At 63.1% G+C, this 21,909-nt stretch carries 18 protein-coding genes; 5 read left to right on the top strand and 13 right to left on the bottom strand.

Features of this window, described 5'->3' with window-relative positions:
- Nucleotides 1-57: 57 nt before the first annotated feature.
- The 3 genes from PVE98_RS00765 to PVE98_RS00755 are packed head-to-tail and all read right to left on the bottom strand — an operon-like array spanning nt 58 to nt 3,055.
- Complete coding sequence (locus PVE98_RS00765; protein WP_033753345.1) at nt 58-408, bottom strand: hypothetical protein; 351 nt, start codon at nt 406-408, stop codon at nt 58-60.
- Between the two features lie 29 nt (nt 409-437).
- Nucleotides 438-1,787, bottom strand: coding sequence for a sodium:proton antiporter (locus PVE98_RS00760; RefSeq protein WP_033753348.1), 1,350 nt, complete (start codon nt 1,785-1,787; stop codon nt 438-440).
- A gap of 59 nt (nt 1,788-1,846) precedes the next feature.
- Nucleotides 1,847-3,055 (bottom strand): MFS transporter, encoded by a 1,209-nt coding sequence (locus PVE98_RS00755; protein WP_033753351.1) that lies wholly within the window; start codon nt 3,053-3,055, stop codon nt 1,847-1,849.
- A 95-nt stretch (nt 3,056-3,150) separates the two neighbouring features.
- Between PVE98_RS00755 and PVE98_RS00750 the strand changes: the two genes are divergently transcribed.
- Nucleotides 3,151-4,092 (top strand): LysR family transcriptional regulator, encoded by a 942-nt coding sequence (locus PVE98_RS00750; protein WP_096072213.1) that lies wholly within the window; start codon nt 3,151-3,153, stop codon nt 4,090-4,092.
- Between the two features lie 23 nt (nt 4,093-4,115).
- Here the strand turns inward: PVE98_RS00750 and PVE98_RS00745 are convergent, their stop codons facing one another.
- Genes PVE98_RS00745 through kdpF form a run of 6 tightly spaced genes read right to left on the bottom strand, consistent with a single transcriptional unit; the run spans nt 4,116 to nt 11,748 of the window.
- Nucleotides 4,116-4,619 (bottom strand): TIGR00645 family protein, encoded by a 504-nt coding sequence (locus PVE98_RS00745; protein WP_033753356.1) that lies wholly within the window; start codon nt 4,617-4,619, stop codon nt 4,116-4,118.
- A 54-nt stretch (nt 4,620-4,673) separates the two neighbouring features.
- A complete protein-coding gene (gene kdpD, locus PVE98_RS00740; RefSeq protein WP_096072214.1) occupies nt 4,674-7,346 on the bottom strand; it encodes a two-component system sensor histidine kinase KdpD in 2,673 nt (890 codons plus the stop codon).
- Between the two features lie 8 nt (nt 7,347-7,354).
- Entirely contained in the window at nt 7,355-7,918 is a 564-nt protein-coding gene (kdpC, locus tag PVE98_RS00735) for a potassium-transporting ATPase subunit KdpC (protein ID WP_096072215.1), read from the bottom strand.
- Between the two features lie 10 nt (nt 7,919-7,928).
- Nucleotides 7,929-9,974 carry a potassium-transporting ATPase subunit KdpB gene (kdpB, locus tag PVE98_RS00730; protein ID WP_096072216.1) on the bottom strand — a complete coding sequence of 682 codons (2,046 nt, stop codon included), beginning with the start codon at nt 9,972-9,974 and terminating at the stop codon, nt 7,929-7,931.
- The gene (kdpA, locus tag PVE98_RS00725; RefSeq protein WP_033792714.1) at nt 9,971-11,659 is read right to left on the bottom strand and encodes a potassium-transporting ATPase subunit KdpA; all 1,689 of its coding nucleotides are present in this window, start codon (nt 11,657-11,659) and stop codon (nt 9,971-9,973) included. The genes kdpB and kdpA overlap by 4 nt, the downstream gene beginning before the upstream one ends.
- Entirely contained in the window at nt 11,659-11,748 is a 90-nt protein-coding gene (kdpF, locus tag PVE98_RS00720; RefSeq protein ID WP_033753373.1) for a K(+)-transporting ATPase subunit F, read from the bottom strand. The genes kdpA and kdpF overlap by 1 nt, the downstream gene beginning before the upstream one ends.
- A gap of 240 nt (nt 11,749-11,988) precedes the next feature.
- Between kdpF and PVE98_RS00715 the strand changes: the two genes are divergently transcribed.
- Complete coding sequence (locus PVE98_RS00715) at nt 11,989-13,086, top strand: ABC transporter substrate-binding protein (protein ID WP_096072217.1); 1,098 nt, start codon at nt 11,989-11,991, stop codon at nt 13,084-13,086.
- A complete protein-coding gene (locus tag PVE98_RS00710; RefSeq protein WP_096072218.1) occupies nt 13,083-15,173 on the top strand; it encodes a TonB-dependent siderophore receptor in 2,091 nt (696 codons plus the stop codon). Before PVE98_RS00715 ends, PVE98_RS00710 begins: the two co-directional genes overlap by 4 nt.
- Here the strand turns inward: PVE98_RS00710 and PVE98_RS00705 are convergent.
- Nucleotides 15,170-16,333 (bottom strand): HD-GYP domain-containing protein, encoded by a 1,164-nt coding sequence (locus PVE98_RS00705; protein ID WP_033753378.1) that lies wholly within the window; start codon nt 16,331-16,333, stop codon nt 15,170-15,172. The two genes, PVE98_RS00710 and PVE98_RS00705, sit on opposite strands and share 4 nt — an antisense overlap.
- A gap of 114 nt (nt 16,334-16,447) precedes the next feature.
- On the bottom strand, nt 16,448-17,839 hold the full coding sequence (locus tag PVE98_RS00700; RefSeq protein ID WP_096072219.1) for an MFS transporter: 1,392 nt from the start codon (nt 17,837-17,839) through the stop codon (nt 16,448-16,450).
- 278 nt (nt 17,840-18,117) lie between these two features.
- Between PVE98_RS00700 and PVE98_RS00695 the strand changes: the two genes are divergently transcribed.
- On the top strand, nt 18,118-18,369 hold the full coding sequence (locus tag PVE98_RS00695; protein ID WP_127908359.1) for a GNAT family N-acetyltransferase: 252 nt from the start codon (nt 18,118-18,120) through the stop codon (nt 18,367-18,369).
- Here the strand turns inward: PVE98_RS00695 and PVE98_RS00690 are convergent.
- On the bottom strand, nt 18,361-18,867 hold the full coding sequence (locus PVE98_RS00690; RefSeq protein ID WP_033753384.1) for a GNAT family N-acetyltransferase: 507 nt from the start codon (nt 18,865-18,867) through the stop codon (nt 18,361-18,363). The genes PVE98_RS00695 and PVE98_RS00690 overlap by 9 nt on opposite strands.
- Before the next feature lie 63 nt (nt 18,868-18,930).
- Between PVE98_RS00690 and PVE98_RS00685 the strand changes: the two genes are divergently transcribed.
- Complete coding sequence (locus PVE98_RS00685) at nt 18,931-20,763, top strand: ABC transporter ATP-binding protein (protein WP_096072220.1); 1,833 nt, start codon at nt 18,931-18,933, stop codon at nt 20,761-20,763.
- Here the strand turns inward: PVE98_RS00685 and PVE98_RS00680 are convergent.
- On the bottom strand, nt 20,760-21,884 hold the full coding sequence (locus PVE98_RS00680) for a GNAT family N-acetyltransferase (RefSeq protein ID WP_096072221.1): 1,125 nt from the start codon (nt 21,882-21,884) through the stop codon (nt 20,760-20,762). The two genes, PVE98_RS00685 and PVE98_RS00680, sit on opposite strands and share 4 nt — an antisense overlap.
- Nucleotides 21,885-21,909: the final 25 nt, after the last annotated feature.

Raw genomic sequence — 21,909 nt, 5'->3', positions numbered from 1 at the left:
CAAAATGCCACAAAAAAACGCGCCCTGAGGCGCGTTTGTGCAGAGTAAATAAGCGGTTTAATCTTCCTGCTGAAACTGCGTCATCACCGTTTGCTCGCACAGCTGTTCGTCGGCGCGGAGTTTGCCGCGTTCCTCTTCGCCCAGCTGCAGCCAGGCGTTCGCCACTTCGTTAGCAATATCTTCATCAAACTCCGGCTGGTTCATCGCGCTGGAGGATTTGCTCATCGCCGTATAGCTCTTCATTTTCTGCACGTAGGAATCCGCCGTGCCGACCTGCGTCTCCCCGCTGACGATATGGCACAGCTTGCTGGCATAGACGTTCTCCTGCGGGATGTTGCTCTCATCGTCAGCGGCCAGCGCGGCAGATGAAGCCAGCATCCCCAGTAAAATCAATAACGACTTTTTCATATCCACTCCTGTTTTAACCTGATGACGGTCTACTCTTCGTTCTGCCGGGCGGAAAGGCGCGCCGAGCGCCAGTTCAGCAGCGGCGTGACCGTCACGCCATGAATGACGATGCTGCACACCACCAGTGTCAGCGCCATATCAACCATTGTTTCGGCCTGTTGTCCCGCCATGCCGTGTACCCAGGCAAAGGCGATGTAGTTAATACTGCCGATACCGCGAATCCCCAGCCAGCCGATCAGCAGACGGCGCACCGGCGGAATGCCGCAGCGCAGCGTCGTCAGCCAGACCGCCAGCGGTCGCACCACGATAAATAATGCCAGTCCCAACAGGATGCCGTCGAGGTTCCAGTGGTGGGCAAGCGTCACGCCCAGCACCACCATCATCGCCGCCGCCAGCAACCGCTCAATGGTATCACCAAACGAAAGCGCATCGCTGACCACCAGCCCGACCGATTTCACCATACCGCCGCTTTCACCCGCGTGCTCCAGACGGTTGTTGGGATTAACCAGCGCTTCGGCAGGCAGCACGCGTTCTTCTTCGCTTAATTCTTCAGGCTGATAGGCTTTAAACACGCGCAGCTCGGCGCGACGCAGCCCGACGCCAGCGGCAAAGGTCGCCAGGAAGCCAGACGCACCAATGGTTTCGGCTGCCGCATAGCTCAATGCAATCAGCGCGAGCGCGAGAAAATCATTGGGCGCCACATCGCCGTGCGCGCTGCGCAGTCGTGCCGCCAGCAAACCCACAAGGCGGCCGAAAAGAAAGCCGAGTCCCAGTCCGGCGCCGATTCCCCAGATGACTTCGACTGCCGTCCAGTGCCCAAAGCTGCTCCAGGTAAGGCTTTCGCCGTTAAACAGCAGCAGCGCCAGCACCAGCAATGGCAGCGCCGATCCGTCATTCATGCCCGCTTCGCTGGAGAGCGCCACGCGCAGCGCATCGTCGTCGCGCGCGTCGTTAACGGAAATCAGGCTCGCCAGCACCGGATCGGTCGGCGCGACGATGGCGCCGAACGCCAGCGCCAGCGGCCAGTCGAAGCCCACCAGCCAGTGCGCCAGCAGCGTCATGCCGCCGACCGTCAGCAGCATCGCCGGAAAGGCGAGCCGCATGCCGAGGCGCCAGCTGTGCGCGCGCAGCGGCAGGCGCAGCTTCAGCCCGGTGATAAACAGCGAGGCCGCCATGGTGATCTCGGTGATATGCGCGGCGGCTTCCGAATGTTTCAGAATATCGATCTGCACGACGTCGAACACCCAGGGTCCGCAGAGGATCCCGGCCAACAGGTAAAGCCCAAACGACGTCACCGGCCCGCGATGGATCCATCCCGACGCCAGCGACATTAATAACAGAAGGCAGCCGGTGGCCGCCATCCAGGCAAGAAAGTTCATAACGCTCCGTTTTCCCTAAAGATTATGTTTAATCCTGGCACAAGAGCGCGAAAGCGGGATCAGTTCTTCAGGTGCCGGCTCGCCAGGCGAAGCGCGAAACTGGCGGCGCCAGCCAGCGTGGCGAGCGTCACGACGCCGTTCCAGCCCCAGCGCGCCAGCGCCAGACTGCCCAGCGCGGCGCCGGTCGCCATGCCGATAAACACCACAGTAAACAGCAGCGCGTTAAGGCGGCTGCGCGCTTCCGGCGCCAGGCTGTAAACCAGCGTCTGATGCGCCACCAGCGTGGCCTGCACGCCTAAGTCGAAGCCGATTGTGCTGAGCACGATCAGCGCCAGCTGGGCAGAGATCGGCAGCGCAGGCAGCAGGAACATCAGCGCGAAGGAGACGGTGACCAGCCCGGCGCCGACGATGGTGACGCGCGCCGGACCGATACGGTCGGCGATGCTGCCCGCCAGCGGCGCGGCCATTGCGCCCGCCGCGCCCGCCAGGCCGAAGGCGCCTGCAACCGCGCTGTCGAGGTGGAAGCGATCGCTAAGCATCAGCGCCAGCGTCGACCAGAAGGCGCTGAAACCGACCGACAACAGGCCCTGCGCCAGCGCCGCGCGACGCAGCGTCTGATGATGCTGCCAGAGATGCGCCAGCGACAGCAGCAGCCGCGGATAGCTTACCGAGGTGCCGGGCGTAAAGCGCGGCAGCGCGCGCCACAGCGTCAGGCTGATGAAAAGCACCAGCGCCGCCGCCAGCCAGTACATGGCGCGCCAGCCGAAATACTCCGCCACGACGCCGCTCACCACCCGCGACAGCAGAATGCCCACCAGCAGGCCGGTCATCACCGTGCCGACCGTCTTGCCGCGGCTGCGCTCGGGCGCCAGTGCGGCGGAGGCTGGCACGATATCCTGCGCCACCGTCGCCGTCAGGCCGGTTGCGAAGCTGGCGATCAGCAGCGCGTTCAGGCCGCCGGAGAAGCCGCACAGCAACAGCGCCGCCACCAGCAGTAGCCCTTTAATCAGGATGATGGCGCGGCGATCGTGACGGTCGCCCAGCGGCGCCAGCAGCAGAATGCCCAGCGCATAGCCCATTTGCGTCAGCATCGGCACCATACCGACCGCGCCGACGCCGACGTTAAACTGTTTGCCGATGATATCCAGCATCGGCTGGCTGTAGTAAATCGAGGCCACGCTCAACCCTGCGCCTGCGGCAAGGGTAAAGACCAGGGGACCAGGCAATCTTTCGGCCGGGCTGGCCGTAATGCTGTTAATCGCTGACATTATCATCATCTCCACAGGGGTATGGCGCTTAGTAAAGCGGATTGCCGCCATACGCGGTAGACTGGTAAAAGGCAAAACTGTTATGCGTGGTGCGTATGAGCAACTTATCCAGTCCCGATCGTATTGAACTGATGCAGACCTTTATCCGCATCGTGGAAAGCGGCAGTCTGTCGGCCGCGGCCGCACAACTCAACACCACCCAGCCCACCATCAGCCGTCGGCTGCAGGCGCTGGAGCAGCGTCTTGGGCTGAAGCTGATCATGCGCACCACCCACGCGCTCAAGCTGACCGACGACGGCGAACGCTGCTACGCCCATGCGCGCCAGCTGCTGGCGACCTGGCACGCGCTGGAGGATGAGCTGACCCACGCCAACGACGAACCGGTCGGCACGCTGCGGGTGCGCGCGCCGCACGCCTTTGGCCAGGATCAGCTGGTCGCGCCGCTGGTGGAATACCTGATGCGCTATCCGCGTCTTAACGTGGAGTGGATGCTCAACGATCGTACGCCCGACTTTATCGCCGAGAATGTCGACTGCGCGATTCAGGTCGGCGCGCTGAGCGATCCCGCTATCGTGGCGATTTTGCTGGCGGAAGTGCCGCGCATCGTGGTGGCCTCGCCCGATCTGCTGGCGCGGCACGCGCCGGTCGACGCCGTGGAGCAGCTGGCGACGCTGCCCTGGCTGGCGCTGACCAGCTTTTACCGTAACGAGATTGCGTTACAACGGGTTGACGACGGCCAGCCGGTCAATATGGCGATTGCGCCGCGCCTGAGCAGCGACAGCCTCTACGCGGTGCGCAAAGCGGCATTAATGGGCATGGGCGCGGCGATTATGTCGTCGTGGGTGGTGCAGGAAGATTTAGCGCGCGGCGAACTGGTGCAGCTGACACCGCAGTGGCAGGCGCCGCCTCTGCCGGTCTGGCTGACCTATCCCTGGGCAAGCTACTATCCGGCGCGCCTGCAGAAGTTTTTCGAGATGGTGCGAGAGGTGATGCCGCAGCTGACCGGCACGCGGCCAGCCGGGACGTTTAAGCGCTAAGAGGCGCAATCGCCTCTTAGTCGTTACGCGGACTTCTTCTCGTTTTTCGACATATTGTCCAGCCAGCCCATCACAAAGGCGGACAGCACAAAGGTCAGATGGATGATCACGTACCACATCAGCTTGTCGTTGGGCACGTTGCGCGCTTCCATAAACACGCGCAGCAGATGAATAGAGGAGATGGCGACGATCGAGGCCGCGACCTTGTTTTTCAGCGAGCCGGAATCCATCTTGCCGAGCCAGCTCAGCTTCTCTTTATGGTCGTCGATATCGAGCTTAGAGACGAAGTTCTCATAGCCCGAGAGCATCACCATCACCAGCAGGCCGCCCACCAGCGTCATATCGACCAGCGACAGCAGCAGCAGGATCAGATCGTTTTCCGCAATGCTGAGAATATTGGGCAGCAGGTGAAAAATTTCTTCGAAAAACTTAATCGTCAGCGCCAGCAAACCCAGCGAAAGTCCAATGTAAACCGGAGCCAGCAACCAGCGCGACGCATACATCAGGTTTTCGGTAAAACGTTCCATAATTTCCCACAGGTAATCAGACAGGTGAGGCAGTATAACCCATCCTCTGTGAAGTTATTTCAGCGCCTCTTCAGAAATTTCAGGCGCGGGCGGCAGCGGCAAAGAGAGACGGAATGCGACGCCGCCCTCGCTGCGGTTCTCCGCCCAGATGCGCCCGCCGTGGCTCTCCACGATGGTTTTGCAGATCGCCAGCCCCAGTCCGACGCCCGGCACCGACGACTCTTTATCGCCGCGCGCGAACTTATCGAAGATACGCGTCAGGTCTTTGTCGGCGATGCCCGGCCCGTTGTCCCATACCGCTATTTCCAGCCGATCGCCGTCGCGCCAGGCGCGAATGCCGCGCTGCGCGCTGTTGCCCGCATATTTCAGGCTGTTCTCGATCAGGTTGGTCAGCACGCGCTCCAGCAGCGCGCTGTCGCCTTTGATCAGCACCAGCTCCGACGGCAGGTCGAGCGTAACGCCGTGCCCTTTCAGCGACGGTGCCATGCTGCTTAGCGCGCCGCCGATCACCTCATCGAGCGCCAGCCACTCTTCGCGCAGGTTCAGACCGCCCGACTGAATGCGCGCCATATCGAGCATATTGCTGACCAGCCGGATAGTGCTTAGCGTCTGCTCGCGGATCTGGTTCGCCTGCGTTACATACTTCGACTCTTCGCTCGCCAGGTCCAGCATCAACATCTCCGCCTGGCCGAACAGCACGGTGAGCGGCGTGCGCAGATCGTGCGACAGCGCGGAGAGCAGCGCGTTGCGCAGCTGTTCGCGCTCCGCCGCCAGCCGCGACGCCGCCTCGCTCTGCGACAGCGCCATCCGCTCCAGCGCGTTGGCGATCAGCACGGTAAAGGTCTCCACCAGCCGCTGCTGCTCCGGGATCATCAGCTGGCGCAGGTTCTGCGGCTCTACTACCAGCAGCCCGCGGCAGTGCGCGCCGCTCTTTAGCGGCAGGATCTGGTAGGGCACGGCGGGTAGCGTATCGGTGCCCGCGCCTGCGGGCTGGCCCTTACTGTAGCTCCACCTGGCGATGGCGCGATCCGGCTCGCTGCCTGGCGTCGCCGCGCCCGTCGCCACCAGCTCGCCCTGTTCGTTCGGCAGCAGCAGCAGACTGCGCGCCTGCAGCGTGACGTCGATAACGCGCTGAGTAGTGGCGGCGATATCTTCAGGCGTCAGCGCGCTGCCCAGCGACTTCGCCATCTCGTAGAGGTGACGTGCGCGCTGCTCGCGGTAGCGCGCCACGCGCGCCTGATAGCGCACGCCGGCGGTCAGGTTGCCGACAATCACGCCGACGGCCAGCATCACCGCGAAGGTCACCAGATACTGCAGGTCGGAGACCGCCACCGTGCCGGTCGGCGCGACGAAAAATAGGTCGAAGGCGAGAATATTCATTACCGTGGCGATCACCGACGGCCAGCGCCCGTAGCGCAGCGCGATAATCACCACCGCCAGCAGGTAGATCATCACGCCGTTGGCGGTATCGAAGCCGTCCAGCAGCCAGCGCCCGGCGGCGGTGACCACAATGCAGAGCAGCAGCGCCATCAGCACGCCGCGCAGCGGCAGGCGCCAGCGGTCACCGCCGACGCGCGCGTCCGCTAACGTCGAGGCCTCGGCGACAGGCTCGTCAAGCGCCACCACCAGCAGATCGAGATCTGGCCCCAGCTTGCCGAGGCGCGTGGCGAAACTGTCGCGATGCCAGCGTCGCAGCGGGCGACGGCCGGTAACGATCTTGCCAAGGTTATGTTCGCGGGCGTAGCGCAGCACCGCCTGCGCCTCGTCGGGATCGGAGAGCGTGGCGGTCTCTGCGCCCAGCTCCTGCGCCAGCTGCAGGGTTTTCAGAACGGCGCGCCGCCGCGCTTCCGGCAGTCGGTTAAGGCGCGGCGTCTCCACATAGACCGCGTGCCACTCGCTGCCGAGCCGCGCCGCCAGCCGTGCGGCGGTGCGCACCAGCTTTTCGCTGCCGGAGTCGTCGCCGATGCAGAGCAGAATGGCGTCGCGCGTGTGCCAGACGCGGTCGCGCCCCTGCTGGTCGCGCCAGGCGCGCATCTGATCGTCCACGCGGTCGGCGGTGCGCCGCAGCGCCAGTTCGCGCAGGGCGAACAGATTGCCCTTGCGAAAGAAGTTTTCAATAGCGCGCTCTGCGCGATCGCCGACGTAGACCTTGCCCTCTTTCAGGCGCTGGCGCAGATCGTCCGGCGGCAGATCCACCAGCACCACTTCATCGGCGCTGTCGAAAAAGGGGTCGGGAACGGTTTCGCGTACGCGAATGCCGGTGACGCCGCCCACCACGTCGTTGAGGCTTTCCAGGTGCTGCACGTTGACGGTGGTGATCACGTCGATGCCCGCATCCAGCAGCTCGTCGATATCCTGCCAGCGCTTGGGATGGCGCGATCCCTGCACGTTGGTGTGCGCCAGCTCGTCCATCAGGATCACCGCCGGGTGGCGCGCCAGCGCCGCGTCAAGGTCGAACTCGGCATGACGCGAGCGGCCGGTGGCGCGCCGCGGCAGCACCGCGAGCCCATCCAGCAGACTAGCGGTCTCTTCCCGCCCGTGCGTCTCTACCACGCCGATCAGCACGTCGAGCCCCTGCGCGCGCAGCCGCTGCGCCTCCTGCAGCATGGCGTAGGTTTTGCCTACGCCCGCGCAGGCGCCGAAGTAGATTTTCAGCTTGCCGCGATGGCTGTCGGCCTGCTGCAACAGCAGCGCGTCGGGATCGGGGCGTTCGCGTTCGTCGTTCATTGCGTCCTTCAGGGTTGAGTCAGCGCGTCCAGCGCCAGATTAAGCCGCAGCACGTTGACGGTGGGATCGCCGCTAAAGGCGAGCAGCGGCCGCTCCGTATTGGCGTCGATTAAATCCTCTACCGTTTTCAGCGGCAGCTGACGCGCGGTGGCGACGCGCGGCGCCTGCCAGTGCGCGGCGGCGGGCGAAATCGCCGGATCCAGGCCGCTGGCCGAGGCGGTCACCAAATCCACCGGCACCGCCTGCGGCGAGAGCGGATTGGCGGCGCGCAGCGCGGCGACGCGTTCCGCCACCGCCTTGTCCAGCGCCGGATTGCTTGCCGCCAGATTGCTGCCGCTCGACGCCAGCGGATTATAGGGCGCGTCGCCGGTTGCCGACGGCCGCCCCCAGAAATAGCCGGGTCGGGTAAAATTCTGGCCAATCAGCGCCGAACCGCGTTCTTCGATCAGCGAGCCGTTGGCCTGCGCCGGAAACAGCCACTGGGCCAGGCCGGTGGTGAGTAAAGGATACCCCACGCCGGTGATCAGGGTGAGCAGCAGTAAAACTAACATTGCCGGACGTAACTGACTCATTTTTTTCTCCTTATACCAGACCCAGCAGCACCAGCAGCAGGTCGATGGCTTTAATGCCGATAAAGGGCACCAGCAGGCCGCCCAGGCCGTAGATCAGCAGGTTGCGGCGCAGCAGCGCCGCGGCGCTCAGCGGCCGGTAGCTCACGCCCTTCAGCGCCAGCGGGATCAGGAAGACGATCACCAGCGCGTTAAAAATCACCGCCGAAAGAATCGCCGACGACGGCGAATGCAGATGCATGACGTTCAGCAGGTTGAGCTGCGGATAGGTCGCCGCGAAGGCCGCCGGGATAATGGCGAAATATTTAGCGACGTCGTTGGCGATGCTGAAGGTAGTGAGCGAGCCGCGCGTCATCAGCATCTGCTTGCCGATATGCACCACCTCCAGCAGCTTGGTGGGGTTGGAGTCGAGATCCACCATGTTGCCCGCCTCTTTCGCCGCCTGGGTGCCGGAGTTCATCGCCACCGCCACGTCAGCCTGCGCCAGCGCCGGGGCGTCGTTGGTGCCGTCGCCGGTCATCGCCACCAGCCGGCCTTCCGCCTGATACTGGCGGATCAGCGCCAGCTTGGCTTCCGGCGTCGCTTCCGACAGGAAGTCGTCGACGCCCGCCTCCGCCGCGATCGCCGCCGCGGTCAGCGGGTTGTCGCCGGTGATCATTACGGTTTTGATGCCCATCTTGCGCAGCTCGGCGAAACGCTCTTTGATGCCGCCTTTCACGATATCTTTTAGCGCCACCACGCCCAGCACCTTCGCCCCTTCCGACACCACCAGCGGCGTGCCGCCGGCGCGCGCCACCTCTTCCACCAGCGCGTTGACCTCCGCCGGGAAGCGGCCGCTGTTGGCTTCGATATGGCGTTTCACCGCGTCCACCGCGCCTTTGCGGATCAGCCGGTCCTGCACGTTGACGCCGCTCATGCGCGTCTGCGCCGAGAAGGGAATAAAGCTCGCGCCCAGACTGTTAAGGTCGCGCTCGCGCAGGTTGAAGCGCTGTTTCGCCAGCACCACGATGCTGCGTCCCTCGGGCGTCTCATCCGCCAGCGAGGCGAGCTGCGCCGCGTCGGCCAGCTGCTCTTCGCTGACGCCCGGCGCGGGCAGAAACTGCGTCGCCTGGCGGTTGCCGAGCGTAATAGTGCCGGTCTTGTCCAGCATCAGCACGTCGACGTCGCCCGCCGCCTCGACCGCGCGACCGCTGGTGGCGATCACGTTGGCGCCCAGCATGCGGCTCATGCCCGCCACGCCGATGGCGGAGAGCAGGCCGCCGATGGTGGTCGGAATCAAACAGACCAGCAGCGCCGCCAGCACCGTGACGCTGACCGGCGCGCCGCCCCACGCCGAGAAAGGCCACAGGGTGGCGGTCGCCAGCAGAAACACGATGGTCAGCGACACCAGCAGAATCGTCAGCGCAATCTCGTTGGGCGTTTTCCGCCGCTTCGCCCCTTCCACCATGGCGATCATGCGATCGAGAAAGGTCTCGCCCGGATTGACGCTGCACTGGATCACCAGCCAGTCGGAAAGAATGCGCGTGCCGCCGGTTACCGAGGCGAAGTCGCCGCCTGATTCGCGGATCACCGGCGCGGATTCGCCGGTGATGGCGCTCTCGTCCACCGAGGCGCCGCCCTCCAGCACTTCGCCGTCGCAGGGAATAATATCGCCCGCCTCCGCCAGCACGATATCCCCTTTGCGCAGGCTGTCGGCAGAGACCTGCTGCCACTGGCCGCCATGGCGCGGCTCAGTCAGTTTTTTCGCAAAGCTGGTTTTCTTGACCCCTTTCAGGCTGCTCGCCTGCGCCTTGCTGCGCCCTTCCGCCAGCGCTTCGGCGAAGTTGGCGAACAGCACGGTGAACCAGAGCCAGAGGGCGATGGCGCCGGTAAAGCTGGCGCGGCCGTCGAGCCAGCCGCCCGCCATGCCCAGCGCCAGCAGCGTAGTGAGCAGGCTGCCGAGCCAGACCACGAACATCACCGGATTGCGGAACTGCACGCGCGGATCCAGCTTTTTCAGCGCGTCGACCAGCGCGACGCGCATCAGTGCGCCGTTCAGCGCCTGTTGTTGACGACTCATGAGTGCGTACCCTGAAGAAGTTGCAGATGCTCGGCGACTGGACCCAGCGCCAGAGCGGGAATAAAGGTCAGCGCGCCCACCAGCAGCACCGCGCCGATCAGCAGCGCGATAAACAGCGGACCGTGCGTCGGCAGCGTGCCGTTGCCCACCGGCTGCGCCTTTTTCACCGCCATGCTGCCCGCCAGCGCCATCACCGGAATGATGATGCCGAAGCGGCCGACCAGCATGCAGAACGCCAGCAGCAGGTTCCAGAACGGCGTGTTGGCGCTCAGCCCCGCGAAGGCGCTGCCGTTGTTATTGGCGGCGGAGGAGACGGCGTAGAGCACTTCGCTGAAGCCGTGAATGCCGGGATTCGCCATGCCAGCGCGGCCCGCGTCGGTCATCATCGCCAGCGCGGTGCCGAGCAGCACCAGCGTCGGCGTCACCAGAATCGCCAGCGCGGTCATCTTCATTTCGCGCACGTCGACCTTTTTGCCCAGATACTCCGGCGTGCGACCAATCATCAGGCCCGCGATAAACACCGCCAGCACCACGAAGAGCAGCATGCCGTACAGGCCCGCGCCGACGCCGCCGAACACCACCTCGCCCAGCTGCATTAGCCACATCGGCACCATGCCGCCCAGCGCGGTGAAGGAGTCGTGCATCGCATTCACCGCGCCGCACGACGCAGCGGTGGTGATCACCGCGAACAGGCTGGAGTTAAGAATGCCGAAGCGCGTCTCTTTGCCTTCCATGTTGAGAGCGCTGTCGGCGCCGAGCGCCAGCAGGTGCGGGTTGCCGCGCGTTTCCGCCCACATCACCGCGACTACCGCTACGACGAACATCAGCGACATCGCCCAGAGCAGCATATGGCCCTGGCGACGGTCGCGCACCGCATAGCCGAAAGCGAAGCAGAGCGCCGCCGGGATGAGAAATATCGCCAGCATCTGCACAAAGTTGGTCAGCGCATTGGGGTTCTCGAACGGATGCGCCGAGTTGACGTTAAAGAAGCCGCCGCCGTTGGTGCCCAGCATCTTGATCGCTTCCTGCGACGCCACCGGCCCCATCGCCAGCGTCTGCTGCGCCCCTTCCAGCGTGGTGACGGCGTGGTACGGCAGGAAGTTCTGAATGCTGCCCTGGCTGACGAACAGCAGCGCCATCAGCAGGCTGATCGGCAGCAGTACGTAGAGCGTGATGCGCGTCAGATCGCGCCACGCGTTGCCGAGCGTATCGGTGGCGCGGCTGGCGAAACCGCGGATGAGCGCGAACGCCACCGCGATGCCGGTCGCTGCCGACACGAAGTTCTGCACCGTCAGGCCGACCATCTGGCTGAAGTAGCTCAGGGTGCTCTCCCCGCCGTAGGACTGCCAGTTGGTATTGGTAACGAAGCTGACCGCGGTATTGAGCGCCAGATGCCAGCTCAGCGCGGGCAGCTGCTGCGGATTGAGCGGCAGCCGATCCTGCAGCAGCAGTATCGCCGTCAGCAGCAGCAGGCCGAGCAGGTTAAACAGCAGGATCGCCAGCAGGTAGTGCGGCCAGCGCATGGTCGGCGCCTCCGCGCCGAGCAGACGCCAGAGCGGGCGCTCGACGCCCGGCAGCACCGGCTTATCGGCGATCAGCACGGCCAGCCCGCGCCCCAGCGGCTGCGCCAGCGCCATTAACGCCGCGAGAAAAACGGCAATCAGTAAAAACGCATTGGCGGCCATCAAAACGCCTCCGCATTCAGCAGGGCATAAATCAGGTAGCCCAGTAACAAAAACACCAGCACGATGCCGGTTATTACGCCCACGCTCACAGCGACCTCCAGAGGGATCAGGGTTTCGCGTTAGCCTGCGCGCATCGGTATAAAGAAGCGGTTAAATTGCAGAGGGCGGGCGTAAAAAAGTTATAAAAATGGCTGAAAAACAGGCAGATGACGGCGCGCTGCCGCCTTTTTTTAGTTATAAAACCCAGCGGCGCAATGCAACGGCCCCGACGCCATTGTGAAGACGATTGATATTCATTATCATTTCGATTTCCTTGCGAAATAATTGTGATGCGTTTTCTTTTTTCTCTGATGCTGCTGCTATGCAGCGCCGGCGCCGTCGCCAAATCGATCGTCGACATCACCGGCCAGCGCGTGACCCTGCCCGATCGTCCCCAGCGCATCATTCTGGGCGAAAGCCGCATGCTTTATACCCTGGCGCTGATCGTGCCCGGCAATCCGGCGGCGCGTATCGCAGGCTGGCCGGCGGATATGGCGAAGTACGATCCGCAAAGCTGGCGCCAGTTCACCACCGCGTTCCCGGCGATCGAGGCAGTGCCGCAGCTCGGCACTGGCGCGCTGCGCGACCTTAACCCTGAACAGGTGATCAGGCTGAAACCCGATCTGATTATCCTGCCGCGCCTGGCGAAAAGCGGCGCGGAAGAGGCGCATTTCCGCCAGCTGATGCAGCAGGTCAATATTCCGGTGATTTATGTCGACCTGCGCGTTGATCTGCTCAACAACACGGTGCCGAGCCTGAAAATTCTGGGCGAGGTGTTCGACCAGCCGCAGCGCGCGCAGGCGTTTATCGATTTCTATCAGCAGCACATGGATAAGGTGCGCGCCCGGCTGGCGAGCTATCAGGGCGCGAAAACCCGCGTGATGCTGCATCTGCATCTGGGCCGCCGCGACACCTGCTGCACCACGGCGGTCAACGGCAATCTCGGCCAGCTGCTCGCCTTTGCCGGCGGCGACAATATCGCCGCCGGCGCGGTAAAAGGGGTGTTCGGCGAGATCAATCCCGAACAGGCGCTGGCGCAGCCGCCGCAGGTCTATATCGCGACCGGCATGGCGGACGCGGACAACGACAACACGCTGCAGCTCGGCCCGGAAATCGACGCCGATCGGGCGACCGCCAGCCTGCAAAGGCTGCTCGCCGCGCAGCCGGTTCTCAGCCAGCTTGAAGCGGTGAAAAACCACCGCGCGTACGGCCTGTGGCACAACTTTTATCTCAGCCCGTGGCACGTGGTGGCGGTAGAGCTCTTCGCAAAAGCGCTCTATCCGCAGCTGTTTGCCGACCTCGATCCGCACCGCACGCTTGAACAACTTTATCAGCGCTTTCTGCCGCTGAATTTATCAGGAACCTTCTGGAGCCAGTTACCGCAATGAAACCCCTCTCTTCTCTCCTGCTGGGCGGCGCGCTGCTCTCTGGCAGCCTGCACGCGCAGGAAACCACGCTGCTGGTCACGCAGGACGCAGCGTCGCAGGAAGATGGCTACCAGCCGCACAGCAGCGTGACCGCCACGCGCGCGCCGGCAAAGATTATCGACACGCCGCAGAACGTCACCGTGGTGCAGCAGCAGGTGCTGCAGGACAGCGCCGCGCAGGATCTCGACAACGCGGTAAAATTCGTCAGCGGCATTACCCAGGCCAATACGCTGGGCGGCACGCAGGATGCGCTGATCAAGCGCGGCTTCGGCGATAACCGCGACGGCTCTATTCTGCGCGACGGCGTGCGCTCGATTCAGGCGCGCAACTTTACCCCCACCAGCGAACGCGTCGAGGTGCTGAAAGGCCCCTCTTCCATGCTCTACGGCATGAACGAGCCGGGCGGCCTGGTCAATATCATCAGCAAGAAGCCGCTGCTGACGCCGCAGACGCATCTGGAGGGCCGCTACAGCAGCTTCGGCGGCGGCGGCGGGCAGCTCGACGTCACCGGCCCGCTCGGCACCAGCGGCTTTGCCGGACGGCTAATCGTCGATCACGATGAGACCGATTACTGGCGTAATTTCGGCCGCACGCGCCAGACGGTGGTTGCGCCGTCGCTGATGTGGTTTGGCGAGAGCACCACCCTGCGCGTCGCCTGGGAACATATGGAGTACCTGGTGCCGTTCGATCGCGGCACGGTAATCAATCCCAAAACCGGCAAGCCGGTGAACACGCCGCGCGAAGAGCGCTTCGACGAGCGTTTCAACGCCACGCGCGGCGATCAGGATACCCTGACGCTGGCTGCCGATCGCATCCTCAACGACAGCTGGACGGCGCATCTCAACTACAGCTTTACGCGCAATACCTACAGCGACCATCAGGCGCGCGCCACCGCGTTCAACGCCGATACCGGCGTGCTGACGCGTCAGGCCGACGCCACCGGCGACGCGCAGAGCCGCTCGCAGATGGTGCAGCTGACGCTCAACGGCGACGTCGACTGGGGCCGCGTCAATCATCAGCTGCTGGCGGGATTCGATTACGAAGCTGACCGCACCTTCCGCGGCGATATGCTGCGCGGCAAGAAAAATAGCCGCTTCAATATCTGGCATCCGGTGTATGACGAGATGTCGTCCAGCTCGACGGTGAGCGCCGCCGATAGCGATCAGCGCGAGAATATCGACAGCCGCGGCCTCTTTTTGCAGGATGCCATCCGCCTGACGCCGAACTGGCTGCTGCTGGGCGGCCTGCGCTACGATAGCTTCGACGTCATGGCGGGCAAAGGCCGTCCGTTCATCGCCCGCACCCGCAGTTCTGACAGCCGGCTGGTGCCGCGCGCCGGCGTGGTTTACAGCCTCAACAGCTGGTCGAGCCTCTACGCGAGCTATACCGAATCTTTTAAGCCTAACTCCTCTATCGCCACCGAGATCGGCGCGCTGCCGCCGGAGCTGGGCAAAGCCTGGGAAGTCGGCGGCAAGATCGATCTGCCCAACGGGGTGACCGGCACGCTGGCGCTGTTTGATATTCAGAAGCGTAACGTGATGGTGGATGAGCTGGTGGATGGCGAGAGCGTAACGCGCACCGCCGGGAAGGTGCGTTCGCAGGGGGTCGAGCTGGATCTGGCGGGCAAGCTGACCGACTCGCTCAGCCTGGTGGGCAGCTACGCCTGGACCGATGCGCGCGTCACCGCCGATCCGGCGAATAACGGCAACGCCATGAGCAATACCGCGCGCCATACCGCCGCGCTGTTCCTGACCAACGACTTCGGCGCCACCGGCCTGCTGGCGGCAGACGATTTGCGCGCCGGCGTCGGCGCGCGCTACGTCGGTCGCCGTCCCGGCGATGCGGCCAACAGCTTTTATCTGGATGATTACACGGTGGCGGACGCTTTTGTCGCCTGGCAAACGCCGCTTAACGGCTACCGCGTGAAGTGGCAGGTCAACGTCAACAACCTGTTCGACAAAACCTATTACCCGTCCAGCGGCAACAATCTGCGCGTCGCGGTGGGCGAGCCGCGCGAGATCGCGCTGCGCGCCAGCGTCGATTTTTAACTCGCCAGCGCCCAGACGCGATTGAGATCGGCATCTTTCCATAGCGGGCTCTCTTCTGCGCCGATAATGCTGTCGGTGCAGAAGCTGTCGCCGAGATCGACGCGTTCGGGCCTGACTTCGCGCTGCGCATGCAGCGACCAGAAGGCGTGCACCACCGGTTTCAGCAGCGATTGCTCGCCCGCCTTTACCACCAGCGCGACGCGTCCCGATGCCAGCCGTACCAGCGACCCCACCGGGTAGATGCCGATGGCGCGCACGAAGAGGTGCAGGAGCTGCTGGTCGAAGTGGCCGCGCCAGTTCAGCATATTGTGCATCGCTTCGGCGGGCGTCCAGCCCTTGCGGTAGACGCGCGTCGACGTGAGCGCGTCATAAACGTCGCACACCGCCGCCATGCGCGAGTAGAGCGAAATCTCGTCACCTTTCAGCCGGTGCGGATAGCCGCTGCCGTCAACCTTTTCATGATGATGCAGGGCGATATCCAGCAGATCGGCGTCAGCGTCCGCCTCCATCAGCATCTGCGCGCCCACCACCGGATGCTGGCGCATCACCTCGAACTCTTCGTCGCTGAGCTTGCCAGGCTTGTTGAGGATCTCCAGCGGCACCGCCGCCTTGCCGACGTCATGCAGCAGCCCGCCCATGCCGACGCGCCGCACCTGTTTGTCATCCAGCCCGAGCTGCTGCGCCAGCGTAATCATCAGCCCGCAAACCGCCATAGAGTGCAGCCAGGTGTAATCGTCATGGTTTTTGAGGCGCGCCACGCTCAGCAGCGCGGTCGGTTCGCGCCGGATAGAGCCGGCGATCTCGTCCACCAGATCCAGCATGCCCGCCAGGTTCAGACGATGGCCGAGGCGCGCCTCATTGAACATCGCCATTACCTGCGTTTTGCCCTGCTGGAAAATCTGCTGCGCCTGGTCCAGCTCCTGAAAAAAGGGCGTGCGTTCGACAGGTTTTTTATCCGCCGACGGCGCGGCAGGCGCCTGCACCGATCGATTCAGATCGATCCAGAGCCGCTGGATCCCTTCGTTGCGCAGCATCGCGATCTGCCGCGGATCGGTTACCAGCATCTGATTGCGAATGCGTTTATCTTTAATCCACCAGACCTCGAGCTTATGGATAAACATCCCTGGCCGCAGCTCGTCGACGGTGATTTGTTTAATCACGATATCTCTCCTAAGGATCGCTCCTGGTAGAGAGGTATCGGCAAGTGAGCAAATTTTCTTCAGTGAGAATGAAGTGGTCGGTGGTCGGCGCAGCGCGCCGACCTGGCGGAAACCTTATATCGCCTTGATGCCGTGCGCCGCTTTTTGCGCCTCGCGCGCCGCTTCCGGCGTCTGCGTTTCGCCGACGCGCACGATCGGTCCCATCACGAACAGGAACAGCAGCGCGGCGACCACGCAGTGCGCGCCGACAAATCCCAGCCCGATGCTGTAGCTGCCGGTCAGCCCGACAATCACGCCGAACAGCAGCGGCGTGACGAAGCCGGCGATATTGCTGACGCCGTTGAAGATGCCGCCTGCAAGGCCGACCGCCTCTTTCGGCGCGGTGTCGCTAATGACCGTCCAGGTTCCTGCGCCCGCTGCTACGCCCTTGCCGAAGAAGGCGAAAGACATAATGGCGATAATGCCGAGGTTGCTCGGGATCACCGCCGCCATTACCAGCGACGCCGCCATCAGCATGCCGATGATAAACGGCGTTTTGCGCGCCCAGGAGAGGCTCCAGCCGCGTTTAATCAGCATGTCGGAGATATAGCCGCCGCTGATGCCGCCGAGAAAGCCGAACAGCGCGGGCGCGATAGTGGCGAAACCGGCGTCCATAATATTCATGCCGCGCGCCTGCACCAGATAGATAGGAAACCAGGTAATGAAAAAGTAGCTGAGCGCGATGGTGCAGTACTGACCGAGATAGGCGCACCAGAGCATGCGGCTGGAGAGCAGGGTTTTGAACATCTTCTTGTTCAGCGCAGGCCGCGCCTTCAGGGTATGGGGCGCATCGATATCCACTAGCGCCCCGCCCTCGACGATATAGTTCAGTTCGCTTTCGGAGACGCCGGGATGCTTGCGCGGCTCGCGCATATAGGCCGCCCAGACAAATACCGCCAGCACGCCGATACCGCCCAGCACGAAGAAGGGCCACTCCCAGCCGAAGCGCGACACCAGCCAGCCGGAAAGCGGCGAGAAAATAGCCACGGCGAAGTACTGCGCCGTGCTAAACAGCGCGGAGGCGCGGCCGCGTTCTGCGCCGGGAAACCACATAATCACCACGCGCGCGTTCGCCGGGAAGGCGGGCGCTTCTATCAGCCCCAGCGCAAAACGCAGCGTAAACATCAGCGCCAGCGCGGCGGTCATACCGCCCGCCATCTCGCCAACGAAGCCCATCGCAATAGTGGAAAGCGACCAGAGCGCCAGCGTGATGCCGTAAACTTTTTTCGCCCCGAAGCGGTCAAGCAGCAGGCCGCCGGGGATCTGGCCGATCACATAGGCCCAGCTAAATGCGGAGAGGATCAGGCCGAGCTGGATCGCCGACAGTCCAAACTCATCTTTTATCGCCGATCCGGAGATCGACAGGATCGAGCGATCGGCGTAGGCCACCACCGAAAGAAACAGGATCAGGCAGAGGATCCAGATACGCACGCGGGTGGGCCGCGCGGCAGAGTGCGCTGTTGTCATCAGGTGAATTCCTTAAAAAGGAGGCGTACCGCCCCGGAAAAAAATGATCAGGAATACCGCGTTGAACGCCCTGTGGAGGAAATATAGGTAGCAGGCGAAGGGTTGGTCATTGGGCGAGTGGTGAAATCATGCGCGCTATCTGGCACTGATTTTGGCAGCCTTCACAACGCAGCTTGCGGCGCCGCACATAAGCGGCAAAAACGTCGGCTGGCGCATGGGGAATGTGCGCCAGCTCCAGGAAATCATGGCGCGCTGCGCTATGAAACGCAGCGGCCTGCATTATTATTGCCCGCCTGGCCGTCGATCAACGCATCGCTGGAAAAGGATTTGGCACCCAGCTGGTGCTGGATGCGCTACGCGTTGCTTACTCTGCGGCGGATGCCGTCGGCATTTACGCCGTTATGGTAGAAGCCAAAGATGATCAGGCCGCCGGTTTTTATCGGGAGGCGATGCGCTTCATTCCGCTCAAAACAGAGGACGGGAAACTGAAATTCTTCTTCCCCGTCGCCAGCATCGCGCCGCTACTGTGAATAACTTTCGCGCAGCATCGCCATCAAAATAATGTCGTGATAGTCGCCGTCGCGCAGGCAGGCCTTGCGGCGCACGCCCTCCTGCTCGAAGCCGAGACGCTCATAGAGTCGCCGCGCGCGCGCGTTGTCGTGAAAAACTTCCAGCTCTACGCGCGTCGCGCCCAGCCAGTTAAAGGCGTAATCCAGGCCAGTGCGAATTAAACGTTCGCCGATGCCGCGTCCGCTGAAAGCGGGATCGACGCCGATGCCGAAGCTCAGACCATGTCGGGTGCGCGGCCGGTTTTCAATGAACAGCGTCAGTTCGCCGACCATCTGTCCGTCCAGCTCCGCGACAAAACCGATGTAGCCTTCACTATCCATTCGTTCGAATTTTTTCTGCCATGTCGCCACGCTGGGAAACGGCAGCTGCGTGGTCCAGCGATAGACCGCAGGCTGGCTGTAAAGACGCTGAAACCCAGCGGCATCGCTGGGTTCACGACCGCGAATGGCTAATTCCATATCGGTAATCCCTTTTAAGTTGCACTAAGCTGTTTACTCTCCCCAGACGTAAAGAGAGACGTTATGTTGTATCGCCGTTTCGAACGTTTTATCAATATTTTCCAGGATGCTCCATCCGATTCGCCGCCAGGCCGCATCGGCGCCTTCTATTTTTACTACCTGCGTCAGGTATGGCCAAGCTTCGCGGCGCTGCTGGTGGTGGGTCTGGGATCGGCGCTGATCGAGGTGGCGCTGTTCAGCTACCTCAGCCGTATTATCGACTTGGTCAACGGCGCGACGCCCGCCACGCTGTTCGCCGAGCACTGGCCTGTTCTGCTGTGGATGGCGTTTGTCGCGCTGATCCTGCGCCCGGTCTTTATCGCGCTACACGACATGCTGGTGCACCAGAGCATTAATCCCGGCATGACCAGCATGATCCAGTGGCAGCAGCATAACTATGTGCTGCGCCAGAGCCTGAACTTCTTTCACAGCGACTTCGCCGGACGCATCGCCCAGCGCATCACCCAGACCGGCAACGCGCTGCGCGACTCCGCGGTGCAGCTGGTCGACGCCATCTGGCACGTGCTGATCTACGCGATCACGTCGCTGGTGCTGTTTGCGGAAGCTGACTGGCGGCTGATGATCCCGCTGGTGATCTGGATCGTCGCCTATATCGCCTCGCTGCGCTTCTTCGTGCCGCGCGTCAAGGCGCGCTCCGTGGTGGCGTCGCAGGCGCGATCGAAGCTGATGGGCACCATCGTCGACGGTTACACCAATATCTCGACGATCAAGCTGTTTGCGCATCACGATCTGGAAAAGCGCTACGCGCGCGAAGCGCTGCAGGAGCAGACCGAAAAGAACCAGCGGTTGAGCCGCATGGTCACCAGCATGGACGTGACGCTCTCCTCGCTTAACGGCCTGCTGATCGTCTCGACCTCTGGCCTGGCGCTCTGGCTGTGGAGCCAGTCGCTGATCAGCGTCGGCGCCATCGCGCTGGCGACCGGTCTGGTGGTGCGCCTGGTCAATATGTCCGGCTGGATCATGTGGGTGGTGAACGGCATTTTCGAGAATATCGGTACCGTGCAGGACGGCATCAACACCATCGCTCAGCCGCTCAGCGTGCAGGATGCGCCGCAGGCGAAAGCGCTGAAGGTGACGCGCGGTCAGATCCGCTATGAGGATATCCGCTTTGACTATGGCGGCGGTCATCAGGTGATTAACCGTCTTAACCTCAATATCAAACCCGGTGAGAAAATCGCCCTGATCGGCCCTTCCGGCGCGGGTAAGTCGACGCTGGTGAATCTGCTGCTGCGTCTCTATGACCTGAACGGCGGCCGCATCACCATTGACGATCAAAATATCGCCGAGGTGACGCAGGCGAGCCTGCGTGGCCAGATCGGCATGATTACGCAGGATACCTCGCTGCTGCACCGCTCAATTCGCGAGAACCTGCTCTACGGTCGTCCCGACGCCACCGAAGAGGAGCTGCAGGCGGCGATTCATCGCGCGCGCGCCGACGAGTTTATTCCGCGCCTTTCCGACGCCGAAGGGCGGACCGGACTGGACGCCCACGTCGGCGAACGCGGCGTGAAGCTCTCCGGCGGTCAGCGCCAGCGCATCGCCATCGCCCGCGTGCTGCTGAAGGATGCGCCGATTCTTATCATGGATGAGGCGACCTCGGCGCTCGACTCCGAGGTGGAAGCGGCGATTCAGGAGAGCCTGGGCACGCTGATGGAGGGCAAAACGGTTATCGCCATTGCGCACCGTTTGTCGACCATCGCCAAAATGGATCGCCTGATCGTGCTGGATAAGGGACATATCGTCGAGATGGGCAACCACAGCGAGCTGCTGGCGCACAACGGCCTCTATGCCCGACTGTGGCGCCATCAGACCAGCGGATTCGTCGGCGACCACTAATCGCCGCGTCGATACGGCAAGGCGTCGCGCGCCTCATCAGCCCAGGCGCGCACGCCTTCTCGCTCTTCCTGCAGAAAATCCGCCACCGCATCGCGCAGGCCGGGATGCGTCAGATAGTGCCAGGAGGTGGTGAGCTGCGGCTCAAAGCCGCGCACCAGCTTGTGTTCGCCCTGCGCGCCGGCGTCGAAACGCTTGAGACCCGTGGCGATGGCGTAGTCCATGCCCTGATAGAAGCAGGTTTCGAAATGCAGGCGATCGAACTCCGCCAGGCAGCCCCAGTAACGCCCGTATAGCGTCTCGCCATCCACCAGGCAGAACGCCATCGCCGCCGGCTGCTGCTGCAGATGCGCGATCGCCACGCGAATGCTGTGCGGCATGCGCGCCGCCAGCAGGCTGAAAAAGTCGCGCGTCAGGTAAGGCCGCTGGCCGCGCACCGCATAGGTGTTGGCGTAGCAGGTATAGACGAAATCCCACTGATCCTGGCGCAGCTCGTCGCCGCGATACCAGTTAAATTCAAAACCGCTCTGCGCCACCAGCTCGCGCTCTTTGCGCAGCTGTTTGCGCTTGCGCGACATCAGCGTGTCGAGAAAGTCCTGAAAATCGCGGTAGCCGCGATTATGCCAGTGATACTGGCAGCCGAGCCGCATCAGCCACTCCGGCTGCTGACGCAGCAGCGCGTCGCCGGGCGCGTCGGTAAAGTTGATATGGGCGCTGCTCAGCCCCTGTTGATGCAGCGTCTCCGGCAGCGCGGCGAGCAGCTGCGCGGCAGCCTGTGCGTCCCCCAGCAGGCGCGCGCCGGTCACCGGGCTAAAGGGGATGGCGCCCAGCCATTTTGGATAGTAGCGAATGCCCGCGCGCTGGCAGGCGTCCGCCCAGGCGTGATCGAAGACATATTCGCCCCATGAGTTGCGCTTGCGGTAGCCGGGCAGCGCCGCGCGCAGCGCGCCCGCTTCCCGCCACAGCAGATGATCCGGCTGCCAGCCGCTTTCGGCGCGTACGCTGCCGCTCTCTTCCAGTGCCAGCAGAAAGGCGTGGCGTAAAAAAGGCTGATCGTCGGGCAGCAGCGCGTCCCATTCAGCGGCGTCAACATCCGCCAGCGAAGCAAGGTGAAGCAGAGACATGCAGAACTCCAGACCAAAACGGGCG

Source organism: Pantoea sp. GABEPS69 (assembly GCF_045780835.1).
GTDB classification, from domain to species: Bacteria; Pseudomonadota; Gammaproteobacteria; order Enterobacterales; family Enterobacteriaceae; genus Pantoea; species Pantoea septica.
The sequence above is the reverse complement of the archived record's forward strand: the minus strand, read 5'-3'. Positions and strand labels throughout refer to the sequence as shown.